Annotated in this window: 13 protein-coding genes; 7 read left to right on the top strand and 6 right to left on the bottom strand. The window is 73.3% G+C overall.

The genetic code is table 11. From position 1 onward, the window contains the following. Window positions 1-21: 21 nt before the first annotated feature. Window positions 22-1,329 (top strand): cellulose binding domain-containing protein, encoded by a 1,308-nt coding sequence (locus QRY02_RS09665; RefSeq protein ID WP_285991162.1) that lies wholly within the window; start codon window positions 22-24, stop codon window positions 1,327-1,329. 3 nt (window positions 1,330-1,332) lie between these two features. On the opposite strand, the gene QRY02_RS09660 is transcribed toward QRY02_RS09665, so the two are convergent. Together QRY02_RS09660 and QRY02_RS09655 are read right to left on the bottom strand one after the other, a co-directional pair. Next, the gene (locus QRY02_RS09660) at window positions 1,333-2,085 is read right to left on the bottom strand and encodes an alpha/beta fold hydrolase (protein ID WP_285991161.1); all 753 of its coding nucleotides are present in this window, start codon (window positions 2,083-2,085) and stop codon (window positions 1,333-1,335) included. After that, a complete protein-coding gene (locus QRY02_RS09655) occupies window positions 2,085-2,453 on the bottom strand; it encodes a DUF1330 domain-containing protein (RefSeq protein ID WP_285991160.1) in 369 nt (122 codons plus the stop codon). Before QRY02_RS09655 ends, QRY02_RS09660 begins: the two co-directional genes overlap by 1 nt. Before the next feature lie 71 nt (window positions 2,454-2,524). Here QRY02_RS09655 and QRY02_RS09650 point away from each other — a divergent pair, with 71 nt between their 5' ends. The 5 genes from QRY02_RS09650 (at window position 2,525) to QRY02_RS09630 (ending at window position 7,666) form a co-directional block, all read left to right on the top strand. Then, a complete protein-coding gene (locus QRY02_RS09650) occupies window positions 2,525-3,124 on the top strand; it encodes a TetR/AcrR family transcriptional regulator (protein WP_285991159.1) in 600 nt (199 codons plus the stop codon). Between the two features lie 32 nt (window positions 3,125-3,156). Further along, window positions 3,157-4,155, top strand: a complete 999-nt coding sequence (locus tag QRY02_RS09645) for a LacI family DNA-binding transcriptional regulator (protein ID WP_285991158.1) — start codon at window positions 3,157-3,159, stop codon at window positions 4,153-4,155. 363 nt (window positions 4,156-4,518) lie between these two features. Next, complete coding sequence (locus QRY02_RS09640; protein ID WP_285991157.1) at window positions 4,519-5,865, top strand: ABC transporter substrate-binding protein; 1,347 nt, start codon at window positions 4,519-4,521, stop codon at window positions 5,863-5,865. Between the two features lie 8 nt (window positions 5,866-5,873). Further along, window positions 5,874-6,818: a carbohydrate ABC transporter permease gene (locus tag QRY02_RS09635; protein WP_285991156.1), complete on the top strand. Its 945-nt coding sequence runs from the start codon at window positions 5,874-5,876 to the stop codon at window positions 6,816-6,818. A gap of 32 nt (window positions 6,819-6,850) precedes the next feature. Then, window positions 6,851-7,666 carry a carbohydrate ABC transporter permease gene (locus tag QRY02_RS09630; protein ID WP_285991155.1) on the top strand — a complete coding sequence of 272 codons (816 nt, stop codon included), beginning with the start codon at window positions 6,851-6,853 and terminating at the stop codon, window positions 7,664-7,666. 69 nt (window positions 7,667-7,735) lie between these two features. Here QRY02_RS09630 and QRY02_RS09625 read toward each other — a convergent pair whose 3' ends face one another. The 4 genes from QRY02_RS09625 to QRY02_RS09610 form a co-directional block, all read right to left on the bottom strand. After that, entirely contained in the window at window positions 7,736-8,746 is a 1,011-nt protein-coding gene (locus QRY02_RS09625) for a Rieske (2Fe-2S) protein (protein ID WP_285991154.1), read from the bottom strand. 107 nt (window positions 8,747-8,853) lie between these two features. Next, window positions 8,854-9,744, bottom strand: a complete 891-nt coding sequence (locus QRY02_RS09620; RefSeq protein ID WP_285991153.1) for a MerR family transcriptional regulator — start codon at window positions 9,742-9,744, stop codon at window positions 8,854-8,856. 182 nt (window positions 9,745-9,926) lie between these two features. Then, window positions 9,927-10,814, bottom strand: a complete 888-nt coding sequence (locus QRY02_RS09615; protein WP_285991152.1) for a MerR family transcriptional regulator — start codon at window positions 10,812-10,814, stop codon at window positions 9,927-9,929. 126 nt (window positions 10,815-10,940) lie between these two features. Then, window positions 10,941-11,882 carry a YhjD/YihY/BrkB family envelope integrity protein gene (locus QRY02_RS09610; RefSeq protein ID WP_285991151.1) on the bottom strand — a complete coding sequence of 314 codons (942 nt, stop codon included), beginning with the start codon at window positions 11,880-11,882 and terminating at the stop codon, window positions 10,941-10,943. On the opposite strand from QRY02_RS09610, the gene QRY02_RS09605 reads away from it, so the two are divergent. Beyond that, window positions 11,877-12,524: a CDP-alcohol phosphatidyltransferase family protein gene (locus QRY02_RS09605; protein WP_285991150.1), complete on the top strand. Its 648-nt coding sequence runs from the start codon at window positions 11,877-11,879 to the stop codon at window positions 12,522-12,524. The genes QRY02_RS09610 and QRY02_RS09605 overlap by 6 nt on opposite strands. The last annotated feature ends 111 nt before the right edge of the window (window positions 12,525-12,635 follow it).

Genomic DNA, 12,635 nt, shown 5'->3' with positions numbered 1-12,635 from the left:
CCGAAGGCGGAAGGAGAGCCCATGGGATCCGCCTCCCGCCGGATGGCCGCGCGCCCGGGTGTGCTCGCCGTGATCGCCGTCCTCGTCGTGGCCGTTTCCGTGCTGTGGCCGTGGAAGTCGGGTGCCGCGCCGGCGACCCCCGTGACCGGCAACGCCACCCACTTCGACGCGCTCGGCGCCCCCTACGGCGGCTGCGGCCTGCCGCAGGACGTGCTCGATTCGCCCGATTTCGTCGCCCTCAACGTCTACAACACCCCCGGCGACTACAGCTTCTACCCGCGGCCGATCCCCCCGTCCCAGGCCGCGAAGATCGGCCTCTGGGACAACGGCCGCAACTGCGGGCGGTTCGTGCAGGTCACCATCGGCGACTACTGCACCGGCGTCAACGACGGCGCACCCGGACAACCGTTCTGCCGCAACGGGTCCTGGGTGACCGACGGTTACGCCGGCGCCCAGCTGACCATGGTCGTGGCCGACAGCTGCGGCGACTCGAACGCCTGGTGCCGCGACGATCCCGGGCACCTCGACCTGTCGACCGCGTCGCTCAACCGGTTCGTGAAGAACGGCGCCCCGGTCGGGGACATGAACCCCGCGCACTGGAACAACCGGCGCGTCTCGTGGTCCTACGTGGCCGCCCCGAACTACACCGGCGACCTGAAACTCGGCTTCCTCCAAGGCGCGCAGCGGTATTGGACGGCCATCGCCGTTTCGCACCTGCCCAACGGCGTCCACGGCGTGGAGTTCCTCGGCGCGGACGGCAGCTGGCAGCAGGCGCAGCCGGACAGCGACTTGGGGCAGGCCTTCATCATCGGCCCGACCGCCACGGCGGGCACCGCGTACGCGATCCGGGTCCGGGACGCGAGTGACGCGTTCGTCAACGACGGCCGCGTCTACCGCTTCACGCTGCCGGACCAATGCCTTTCGGGCTGCGCGGCCGCCTACACCGGCATCAGCTACACGACCGGGACCAGCACCCCCACCACATCGACCACCCCGACGACGCCCACCACGCCGACCACCCCGGCCGGGGCGTCCTGCACGGCGACCTCCGCGGTCACGTCTTCGTGGAACGGCGGCCACCAGCTCGAGTTCACCGTCAAGAACACCGGCTCCACCGCGCTGGCCGGCTGGACGACGACGTTCTCGTTCGCGGGCACCCAGCAGGTGACGAACTCGTGGAACGCCGTGCCCACCCAGACCGGCCAGCAGGTGCGGGCGGCCAACGCGAACTACAACGGGACCCTGGCCGCCGGGGCGACGACGACCTGGGGCGCCGTCGTGACCGGTACCGCCCAGCCCCTGACCGCGTTGGCCTGCACCGCCCGCTGATCCTCAGCCGAGCGTCGCCCAGAACCCGGTCAGCGCCGCGGCGGCGCGGGCCGGGTCGTGGGTCATCCACCAGTGGCCCAGTCCGTCGAGGACGGCGACGCGGGCACCGGCGCGGGCGGCCGCCCGGCGGCGTTGCTCCTCCGTGCCGACGACGTGGTCGGCGGTGGCCAGGACGGCGAGCCCCGGCCGGGCCGCCGCGCGTTCCAGCGGCAACCCGAGGCCGGGCGCACCGGCCGCGGCGGCGGACCGGTACAGGCTGAGCACCGCGCGGCCCATCGCTTCGTTCTGCCCCGCCGCGACGCGGGCCGCGACCGCCCGGTCCATCCCGCGTTCCACCAGCACCGCCGTGCGCTCTTCGGGCGCGGCACCGAACCGCGCGGCGACGTCGGCCTCGCCGACGGCCGGGGTCTGCCAGCGGCGGGCGAGTTCGTGCCACTCGTAGTCCGGGTCGAAGGTCCCGATCGTGTCGCTGACCCAGCTGCGGACCAGGTGCGGGTGGCTCAGCACGACGTTGACGACGTGACTGCCCCCGAAGTCGTGGCCCACCAGGTCCACCGGCTCACCGAAGGCCGCCAGTTCGCCGGCCAGCCAGTCCCGGTAGCCGGCCGGGGTGGCGGCGAACCCGGCGGGCAGGGGCGCGCCGAAACCGGGCGGGGACAAGCAGACCAGGTCGGACCGCGACGGGGCGAGCTCGGCCAGCAGCCGGTCCCAGACCGCCGCCGTCTCCGGGTTGCCGTGGACGAACACCGCGGGCATCAGGCCGCCACCGGCGTGGTCGGCTGCAGGACCGATTCCAGCAGCGCCTCGGTGCGCAGGTGGGTGATGGCCTGGTACTCGGGGTCGCGGATCATGGCCGCGAACGCCCGCCGATCCGGGTAGCGCACCAGGACCACCATGTCCCAGGTCTGCCCCTCCTCGGCGACGAGCGCCGGGCCGCCGTTGCCGAGGTACACCACCTGCAGGCCGTAGCGGGGGTTGAGTTCGGCACCGACGGCTTCGGCGTAGCGCTGGTAGCTTTCGCGGCCGCCGTCCGGGCGGAACCGCAGCAGGTTGAGCATCACGACCGGGCCACCCGGGTCGTCGGCGAGCAGGGCGTCGAGGGAATGGTCTTCGATTTCGATCATCAGAACCTCCTGGAACCCACCCTACACATACTTGTTGGGTGACACGCAAGTTACTTTGCTAGGCTGCACTCATGCCCACCGCACGCCGCACCCAGCAGGAACGCCGCGACCAGGCCGAGGCCGCGCTCCTGACCGCCGCTGCCGAGCTCGTCGTCGAGCAGGGCGTGCGGTCGCTGACGCTCGCCCGCGTCGGCGAACGCGCCGGGTACAGCCGCGGCATCGTCACCCACCACTTCGGCGGGAAGCAGGCGCTGGTCGAACGGCTGGCGCGGGCCACGCAGGCCGGGTTCGTCCCGGGCCTCGAAGACCTGCCGCCCGGTCTCGACCGCCTGCTGCGGCTGATCGACGGCTACCTCGGCGAGCTCGGCCGGATCGGCGTGTTCAACCAGGCTTTCCTGCTGCTGTGGGCCGAAGCCGCCACCCAGCCGGAGCTGGCCCCGATCTTCCGCGAGCGGGACGCCGCCTTCCGCGCCGACCTGCGGGAAGACGTCGAAGCCGGCATCGCCGACGGCAGCATCGACCGGGGCGTCGGTGCCGGCGAGGTCGCGACCGCCGTCGTCGGGCAGCTGCGCGGGATCGCGCTGCAGCGGCTGCTCGATCCGGGGAGCGTCGACACCGAGGCGCTGCGCCGGAGCGTCACCGGCCAGTGGCGCCGCGTCCTGACCCCTTAGGCTCGGCGTCTTACGCGGAGGGAGGTGACGGCGTGACCGAACGCGGGCGGCTGCCGCGCGTCAAGCGCGTGACGATCGAGGACGTGGCCCGGGAAGCCGGCGTGGGGCGGCAGACGGTGTCGCGTGCCCTGCGCGATCTGCCGGAGATCGCCCCGGACACCCGCGAGCGCGTGCTGGCGGCGGCGACCCGGCTGGGCTACCGGCCGAGCGCGCTGGCGAAGGGGATGCGCACCCAGCGGTCGGACGTCATCGCCCTGATCGTTTCCGACATCGCGAACCCGTTCTACCCGGCCGTGGCACGCGGGGTGTACGACGCGGCGGAGGCGGCCGGCTGCAGCGTCGTGCTGTACAACACCGACGCCGACCCGGGCCGGGAACACGACGCCATCGAGGACGCGCTGGCCCGCTCCGCGCGCGGCGTCGTCGGCTTCTTCTACGGCACCCCCGACGACGTCCTGGCCGACTACGCGCGCTCGGTCCCGCTGGTGGTCGCCGACCGGGAGCTGCCGACGGAGGTGGCGGCCTCGGTGAGCAACGACTTCGCGAGCGGCACCGCGGCCGCCGTCGAACTGCTCGCCCGCAGGCCGCACGCGTGCCTCGGCATGCTGGACAGCTCGGTCGGCGTCGCGGTCGACGAGCGGCGCCTGACGTTCGTCACGGCGTGCGCGGCGCTGGGCTTCGGCGACGTCTCGGCGCGGATCATCCAGGGACCGCCGACCATCCCGGGCGGCACGGAAGCGACCCGCCGGCTCCTTTCGGCGTGGCCGGAGGTCAACGGCATCTTCGCCTTCAACGACCTGATGGGCATCGGCGCGGTCCAGGCGGTCCTCGCCCGCGGCGGCGCGGTGCCCCGGGACTGCGCGGTGGTCGGCTTCGACGACCTGGAGATGTCGGCGTACCTGAACCCGCCGCTCAGCACGGTCCGGATCGACAAGTACGACCACGGCCAGGCCCTGGTCCGGGCCCTGCTGGCGGACACCGCCGACCGGATCTCGCTGCCGGTTTCGTTGATCACCCGCGCGACCGCCTGAGTCGAATCCGTCGAGAAACGCCCCTTGACGGGGTCCCGCCGAGGTGCGCATACTCCCCGGGAACATTCCCGGGAACGTTCCCGACAGCGCGGCGGAGAGGAGACAGCGGCATGGGCGCAGGCTCCTCGAAGGCTGATGGGCTGGGTTGCCGTCGCAGGTCCCGCCGGTTCGCGGGCTTTCCGGCGGTGGGCTGCCGCCCGAGAGCCCGCCCCGCCGGCCGCCACCGAGCACCGGTCCACAGCGGACTCCTGCCCCCCGGGGCCGGAAGACCTCCGCTGAACCGCACTCCCGTCCCCGATGTCCGGCTCACCGGCACACCGGGCCTCGGCTGAAGCCGCCGCCATCCCGAAAGGACCGAACGCAATGGTGCGTACCTCTCCCCCGACGAAACGGCTCCGCCGGCTGGGCGCCGCCGTGGCCGTGCTCGCCCTGGTGACCTCCGGGTGCGGCGCCGCCGATTCCGCCGCCCCGGCCGCCGCGGCCTGTGCGCCTTCGGGCGGGAAGGTCGAGCTGTCGTTCTGGTCCTGGCTGCCCGGCATCGACCAGGCCGTCGCCCTCTGGAACCAGGGGCACCCCGACATCCACGTCACCGTCGAACAGACGCCGCAGGGAAACCAGGGCACCTACAACAAGATGTTCACCGCGCTGAAGGCGAACCAGGCGCCGGACCTCGGACAGGTCGAGTTCGACACCCTTCCCGGCTTCCGCGTCCAGCAGGGCCTGCGGGACATCTCGGCCTGCCCGGGCGTCGCGGACGCCAAGTCGAAGTTCGTGGACTGGACCTGGGCGCAGGCCTCGGTGGGCGGCGACGGCGTCTTCGCCATCCCGCAGGACACCGGTCCGATGGGCCTGTTCTACCGCAAGGACCTCTTCGAGAAGTACCACGTGCCGGTGCCGGCGACCTGGGACGAGTACGCCGAGGCCGCGAAGACCCTGCACGCCGCGGACCCCGGCCTCACGATCACGCACTTCCCGCAGAAGGACGTCAACTGGTTCGCCGGTCTCGTCTGGCAGGCCGGCGGGCACTGGTTCACCCAAGACGGCCAGCAGTGGAAGGTGAACCTGACCGACCCCGCGTCCACCAAGGTCGCCGGCTACTGGCAGAACCTGCTTTCGCAGGGCCTGGTCTCGAACTACCAGGGCTTCTCCGAATCCTGGAACAAGGCGCTGGACTCCGGGCAGATCGCCACCTGGACCGGAGCCGTCTGGGGCGTCGGCACCATCGCGAAAGCCGCGCCCTCGACCGCCGGGAAGTGGGCCGTGGCGCCGCTGCCGCAGTGGACCAAGGGCGAGCGGCGCTCCGGCAACTGGGGTGGCTCGACCACCGCGGTGTTCGCCGGGACCAAGCACCCGGCCGAAGCGGCGCAATTCGCCCTGTGGCTCGACAGCGACCCGCAGGCCCTGGCCATCTTGACCGCCCAGGGCGGCATCTACCCCGCCACCGTCGCCGCCCAGGAGTCGGCGAAGGCGTCGCCGGAGAACACGCAGTTCTTCGGCGGCCAGGACGTCGACGCGGTGTTCCGCGACGCCGGCAAGGGCGTCAGCCAGGACTTCACCTGGGGGCCGTCGATGGAGCAGACCTACGCCCACGTCCGTGACGGCTTCGGTGCCGCGCTGTCCGGTTCCGGGACGCTCGGCAAGGCGCTCTCCGACGCCGGCGCCGCGACGATCACCGACCTGCAACGCCAGTCCATCCCCGTGGCGAAGTAGGGCCGGCGATGGTTGCCGCAGCGTCCCGGACCGTCGTCGGCGCGCCGGCCCGCCCCCGGGTGGCGCGCCGGCGACGGGCGAGCAGCAGCGCCCGCGCCGCCTGGCTCCTGCTCGCCCCGTTCCTGCTCGGGTTCGCGGTGTTCTACGTGGCCCCGATCGTCGTGGCCGTGGTGAAGAGCTTCACCGCCGTCACCCGGACCTCCACCTACGGCCGTCCCGTCGAGGTGTTCGCCGGCCTCGGCAACTACACCGCGGCGCTCGGCGACGCCGGGTTCGTCGGCTCGGTCGGGCGGGTCCTGCTGTTCGGCGTGATCCAGATCCCGGTCATGCTCGGCCTCGCGCTGATCCTGGCGCTGGCCCTCGACTCGGCGGTCGTGCGGCTGCGGCGGTTCTTCCGGCTGGCGTTCTTCCTGCCGTACGCGGTGCCCGGCGTGATCGCCGCGGTGATGTGGGGCTTCTTCTACGCCCCGAACCTTTCGCCGGTCAACCAGCTCCTGGACCCGATCGGGATCCACCCGGACCTGTTGTCCGGCAACGTGATCCTGTACTCGATCGCGAACATCGTCACCTGGACGTTCACCGGCTACAACATGCTGATCCTCTACTCGTCGCTGCAGGCGATCCCGCCCCAGCTCTACGAGGCGGCCCGGCTCGACGGCGCGTCCGGCTGGGCGATCGCGTGGCGGATCAAGGTGCCGGTCATCGCGCCGTCGCTGGTGCTGACCGGGGTCTTCTCCATCATCGGCACCTTCCAGCTGTTCACCGAACCCCAGGTCATGGCGGGCGTTTCGAGTGCGGTCTCGTCGTCCTACACCCCGTCGATGGCCGCCTACGCCCAGATTTCCGCCCAGAACCACGGCCTCGGCGCCGCGATGAGCGTGCTCGTCACGCTGCTCATCGCTCTCCTGTCGTGGCTGTTCTTCCGGATCACCCGCGCGAGGGCCGCCCTGTGACCACCCATCCGAGTACCCGGACTTCATCCGTCGTGGTGACCACGGCGATGTTCGTCGCCGCGGTCTACTTCCTGCTGCCGGTCATCTGGCTGGCGATCTCCGCCACCAAGTCCGCCTCCGACCTCTCGACGACGTTCGGCCTCTGGTTCTCCGGCAACCACCTCGGCCGCAACCTGCACGACACGGTGACCTTCGGCGACGGCCTGTACCTGCGGTGGCTGGCCAACAGCGCGCTGTACTCCGTGGTGGGTGCGGCGGCGGCCACGCTGCTGTCGGCGATGGCGGGGTACGCCCTCGCCAAGTTCACCTTCCGCGGGCGGGCCGTCACCTTCTCCGCCGTCCTCGCCGGGGTGCTCGTCCCGCCGACCGCGCTCGCCGTCCCGCTGTTCCTGATGCTCGCCGGGGCCGGGATGACGAACACGGTGTGGTCGGTGCTGCTGCCGAGCACGATCAGCCCGTTCGGGGTCTACCTGGCCCGGGTCTACGCGGCGGCGTCGGTCCCGGACGAGCTCCTGGAAGCCGGCCGCATCGACGGCGCGGGCGACGTGCGCATGTTCTACACCGTCAGCCTGCGCCTGATGGCCCCGGCGCTGATCACGATCTTCCTGTTCCAGTTCGTGGCGATCTGGAACAACTTCCTGCTCCCGCTGGTCATGCTGACCAGCGACCGGCTGTACCCGGTGACCCTCGGGCTGTACACCCTCAACACCCAGATCACCCGCGACCCCGACCTCAAGGCCATCGTGGTCACCGGCTCCCTGCTGTCCATCATCCCGTTGATACTGGCTTTCCTGGCGCTGCAGCGCTTCTGGCGCACCGGGCTCGCCGCGGGCGCGGTCAAGGACTGACCGCGGTCCCGCGAGATCCGTCCCCGATCACGCGAGATCCGCCCCCCGTCACGCGAGTTCCGCCCCCGATCACGCGAGGTGCGTCCGCAGTGCGTAACGCCGCTCGGCGTACGCGAGGTCGTCCCGCCACAACCGGGCGGCCGCGCGGCGCATGAGCGGCCGCAGCACCGGCGCCATGCGGGCCGCCTTGGCGAAACCCGGCCGGTCGGAGGCGGCGATCGTCGCCTCGATCACCGCCGTGCGCGGGCGGCCGTCGGGGCCGGGGCCGAGCGGGGTCGCGTGCGTTTCCACCACGCTGCCCGCGCCCTCACCGTCCACAATGGTCATCAGCACGGTCCGGGGGCCCGGGCAGGTGAACTCGGCGACCACCGGGACGCCGATCTTCCCCGCGAGCCGGAACGTCACCTCGACGACGAACCGGTCTTCGGCCTCCGGGACGTCGACGCCCTCCGGCGCCGACAGCACCCGCAGCTTGGCGAACGAGTACGGGTGGAACCACGCGCCGTGCCACGGGTCGAGGCGGTTGGCGACGACGTCTTCGGGCTCGCAGACCCCGGCCAGCGTCGCCACGGCGTCGACCGTGGTCCCGGGCGGGCGGACCGGCACGATCGGCCGTTCCGTGGGCTGCTCGCCGCCGATCCGGTCGAGGCGGACCCACGCCAGCACCCCGTCGTCGTAGGCCGGCAGTGCCGTCCACCCGGGACGGTCCGCGCCCACGCGCAGCCCGTGCCAGCGGCAGACCAGCTCGCCGCCGTGCACGCGCGCCTGCGCCAGCGGCGCGCCGAGGTGGGGGCACGCGCCCGGGCCGACGAGCAGCGCGCCGTCCGGCTCGCGCCACGCGACCAGCTCGCGGCCGCCCACGCGCACGCCGAACGGCCGGTCGGCGCGGATTTCGCGGCCGGCGGCGAAGACGAACCAGTTGCCCGACGGCCGGGCACCCGCCCGCTTGACCGCGGCCTCGATCAGCGCGGGGCTGCAACCGGCGTAGGTGGGCTCCTGCCGGGCCCAGGCCGGCTCCCGGAACGGCTGCACCGGCCACCGCGCCGGCCAGCGCTCGATCACCTGCCGCTTGAGGTCCACCGGACACGCTCCCGCTCGCCACGGCCGGCCGAGGCGGCCGGCACGCGAGCCATCCTCGGCCATCTGGAGCGATTGCGCAACGCTTTCGCCGGTCCCCGGGCGTGGGTTCACGCCTTCAGGCGTTCGGTGGCCAGCTCGAGGGCGGCGGCCAGGTCGTTGACCCAGGGGATGTCCCGCTCGGTGCGGTTCTCCCAGCCCGGGCCCGCCGTGGCGATGTCGAAACCGTGCCGCCGCAGCCGCTGCAGAAGCAGGTCGTCGATGGTGTTGGCGGAGATCGACCACAGGAACACCACGACCGGGTCGAGCTTGGCGGCGATCGCGATCGTCGTCTCGGCGGGCACCATCTGGCCCAGGTGGACCGCCGGGATGCCGACCTCGACCATGGCGGCCCGCAGCACCTCCAGCGGCAGGCTGTGCCGCTCCTCCGGGCAGCAGGCCAGCAGCACCACCCGGCCGGGCGGGGTGTTCGCGAACCCGGCGCCGTAGCGCTGGAGCGCCAGCGAGATTTCGCCGGTCAGCGCCCATTCGGACTCGAAGCAGACGTCACCGCGCAGCCAGCGGCCGCCGAGGTGGCGCAGCACGGGGACGAGCACCTCGGTCCACGCCGCGGCCGGGCCGAGCGCGTCCAGCGTCTCGTCGAGCAACGCGGCCAGCGAAGCGAATTCGACGTCCTCCGCGGCGCGCTCGAGCTCCTCGATGTACCGGTCGACCGACACCTCGGTGACCACTTCGCCGACACCCGAGAACGCCGCCGCGGCAGCTTCCCTGGCGCGCATACCGCGGTCGATGAGCCGCTGCATGTACTGCAGCCGGCGGACGTCGGCGTCGGAGTACCGCCGGTGCCGCCCGTCGTCACGCAGCGTCGGGCCGACCCCGTAGCGCGCGGCCCAGGTGCGCAGCGTCACCGGCGAGACGCCGAGCAGTTCGGCGACCTTGCCGGGCGTCCACGAACCCCCGGCCCGGGGCCCGTCCCGGCCACTCACCCCGTCGACGTCCATCAACACCACGTTCCCACACGCCAGGGACGTCCGCCGGTGCGGCCACCACGCGGTGACGCCCCGGCGGAACAGCCTGCGACCGGCTGTGTCCGCTTCAACGGATACGGCATCCGGTGCCCGTCCGACACTCCCGGCACCCCAGAAGCACCCCCCGGAGGACTCTTTGTTACTCAAGTCACAGTTTATCCGAGGAGGTCCCGCCCGACGTGCGAGGAAATCACCCGCAGCGCGGCCGGCAACCCGTCGAGCACCGGGCCGACGCGGCCGCCGACCGGGTACCAGCCCGGCCCGGCCGCGCGCACCGGCACCTCCCGGCAGGCGAGCTCGGCCAGCAGCGGGGCGTCGGCGGTGTACGGCGTCATGGACCAGAGCAGCACCAGCGCCGGGTCGAGCCGGACCGCGGTCCGCACGACCACGCCGGGTGCCACCATCTCGCCGAGGAACACCACCGGGACGCCGGCTTCCCGCAGCACCGCGGCCAGCACCTGCAGCGGCAGGGGATGCCGCTCGGCCGCGCAACAGGCCAGCAGCACCGGGGGGTCCCGCGGCGGGGGCGGGAGCCGGGCCACCTGACGCTCGAGCGCCGCCGAGACCGCCCCGGCCAGCGCCCATTCGGCCGCGAAGGCGCTTTCCCCGGCCTGCCACCGCTCTCCCTGCCGACGCAGTACGGGAGCCAGCACGTCGACCCAGGCCGCGATCGTGCCGTGCCCGGCCAGCAGTTCGTCGAGCAAGCCGGCCAGTGCGTGGAGGTCGACGGCCGCCGCGGCCCGGTCGATCTCGTCGGCCCGGAGGCGGGACCACGCGGGGGTGACGGCTTCGGAGAGCACCAGACCGGCCGCGGTCCCGGCCCGGACGCCCTGGTTCACCAGGACGCTCATGCGCCGCAGCCGCTGCAGCTCCCGCGGCCCGTAGAGCCGCTGGCCGCCCGGCCCGCGACGAGCCGGCCCGAGACCGTAACGGCTGTCCCACGCGCGCAGGAGGACGGGCGACACCCCGAGCGCGGTGGCGATCTGTCCCGTCGTCCACCACGAGGCCCGCTCGGTGCCCCGCGGTTCCAGTCCGGTCGTCACTCGCCCCCCCGTTCCCGGTCCGGCACGCGCCGACCTCTGGGGCCGGCCGCGGTACTACCGATGATGGCCCCATCGAATCGCTTGTGCAACGCTTTGGGGTGACAGTGCTCGGTCACCTCGAGCGGCTCAGCCGGATCTGCGCGAATGTCTCGGCGTCCCGCTTGCTTCCGCATCGGTTTCGGGTGCGGCGCCGAGGCGGGTGCGCTCGGCGCTGAGGGTCACCCGGTACCCGAGCAGGAGCAGCACGTGGAGCAGGTAGAGCCACAGGATCAACGCCGACACCGCGCCGACGACCACGAGGCCGCCGAACGGCACGCTCCAGTCCAGCGGGATGGCCAGGAACAGGAGGAACCCGTGGAAGAACCCGGCGAGCACGGCGGCCACGGCGAAGGCGCCCACCACCAGCGGCCCGCGGCGCACGCCGCGCGGGGCACCGCCGGCGAACACGATCGCGGTCACCGCGGCGATGATCAGCCAGTCGATGTGGAACGACAGCGTGATGCCCCAGAACGTCGCCCAGCCGCCGCGGGTGTAGAAGCCGGCCACCGTGTCGGCGGTGGCCAGCGGCGCGATCGCCAGGGTCGGGCTGAGGACGAGGACGGGCACGAACATCAGGCGCCCGCGCCAGCCGACGAGGGCCCCGGCGGGCTGCCCGGCGACCTGGACCAGGCCGCGCAGCAGGCCTTCGCCGTAGAAGGTGGCCGGCAGCAGCGTCACGAGCAGCGCGGTCCACGGCGTGCCGAGGGCGGCCGTGGCGAGGGCTTCGAGCGCCGGCCCCGGCCCGTGGCCGGGCGGCAGCGCGTCGACCCAGCGCGAAACGCCGTGCCGGACGAACGCCGGCGACCCGAGGACCGCGGCACCCCGCAGGGCGACGAGCGCCAGCGGGACGACGGCCAGCACGGCGAAGAACGTGACCCCGGCCGCCCACAGGGACAGGTCCCGGCCGCGGAGTTCCCGGCCGGCGTCCCGCAGGACGACGGCCGCGCGGCGGGCCGCTTCCCGGGCGCTCACGTCGACGCGCCGGCGCGCGAGGAGGACGACGGGGTCGCGGGCTGGTCCCGGGTGCACGAGCACGACGTGTCGGGCAGCGCGCTCGCCGTCGGCTGGCTGCGGGCGATCCACCTGCTGGCCCGTCCGGTGCTGGGCGTGCCGCCCGACGTGCTCACCGGGTGCGGGGTGCTGAGCGCGCTGGCGGCGGTCTGGCTGACCTCGCTGGGGGGTGACGCGCTGTGGCTCGCCCTGGCGGCGATCGTGGCCACGGGGGTGTTCGACGGCCTGGACGGCGCGGTGGCGCTGCGCACCGGCCGGGCCCGCCCGCTGGGCGCGGTCCTCGACGCGACCTCGGACCGCGTGACGGAACTGTGTTTCGTGGCGGTGTTGCTCGTGCTCGGCGCACCGGCGGCGTGGTGCGCGGCGCTGGCGGTGCTGCTCCTGCTGCACGAGTACGTCCGGGCCCGGGCCCAGGCGGCGGGCCTGCGCGGCGCGGGGGCGATCACGGTGGCCGAGCGCCCGACCCGGCTGGTCGTGCCGGCGGTCGCGGTCACCGGGGCGGCGCTGGCTCCGGGCGGGACGCCGTGGACGGGCTGGCCGTGGGGCACGACCTGCGCGGTGCTGGGGACCGGACTGTCACTCATCGGCTTGGCCCATCTCGGGGTGGGTGTCGTGCGGGCGTTCGGGCGGACCGGGGAGCGCGGCCACGACCCCGGCTGAGGGCGCGCCTGGGGTTCCGGGGCCCCGCTTGGGGTGGCGCAGTCCGCCACAAGGGGCGCCGGCTGGGGTGGCGCCGTCGAGGCCGGGCGTGAGCGGGGGTTGGCGTCCGCC

Source organism: Amycolatopsis sp. DG1A-15b, from assembly GCF_030285645.1.
Lineage (GTDB): Bacteria > Actinomycetota > Actinomycetes > Mycobacteriales > Pseudonocardiaceae > Amycolatopsis.
The sequence above is the reverse complement of the archived record's forward strand: the minus strand, read 5'-3'. Positions and strand labels throughout refer to the sequence as shown.

Excerpts from the sequence above, each read along its gene's own strand:
- QRY02_RS09665 (WP_285991162.1), top strand. The coding sequence starts at position 22 with ATGGGATCCGCCTCCCGCCGGATGGCCGCGCGCCCGGGTGTGCTCGCC.
- QRY02_RS09660 (WP_285991161.1), bottom strand. The coding sequence starts at position 2,085 with ATGCCCGCGGTGTTCGTCCACGGCAACCCGGAGACGGCGGCGGTCTGG.
- QRY02_RS09655 (WP_285991160.1), bottom strand. The coding sequence starts at position 2,453 with ATGATCGAAATCGAAGACCATTCCCTCGACGCCCTGCTCGCCGACGAC.
- QRY02_RS09650 (WP_285991159.1), top strand. The coding sequence starts at position 2,525 with ATGCCCACCGCACGCCGCACCCAGCAGGAACGCCGCGACCAGGCCGAG.
- QRY02_RS09640 (WP_285991157.1), top strand. The coding sequence starts at position 4,519 with ATGGTGCGTACCTCTCCCCCGACGAAACGGCTCCGCCGGCTGGGCGCC.
- QRY02_RS09635 (WP_285991156.1), top strand. The coding sequence starts at position 5,874 with ATGGTTGCCGCAGCGTCCCGGACCGTCGTCGGCGCGCCGGCCCGCCCC.
- QRY02_RS09620 (WP_285991153.1), bottom strand. The coding sequence starts at position 9,744 with ATGGACGTCGACGGGGTGAGTGGCCGGGACGGGCCCCGGGCCGGGGGT.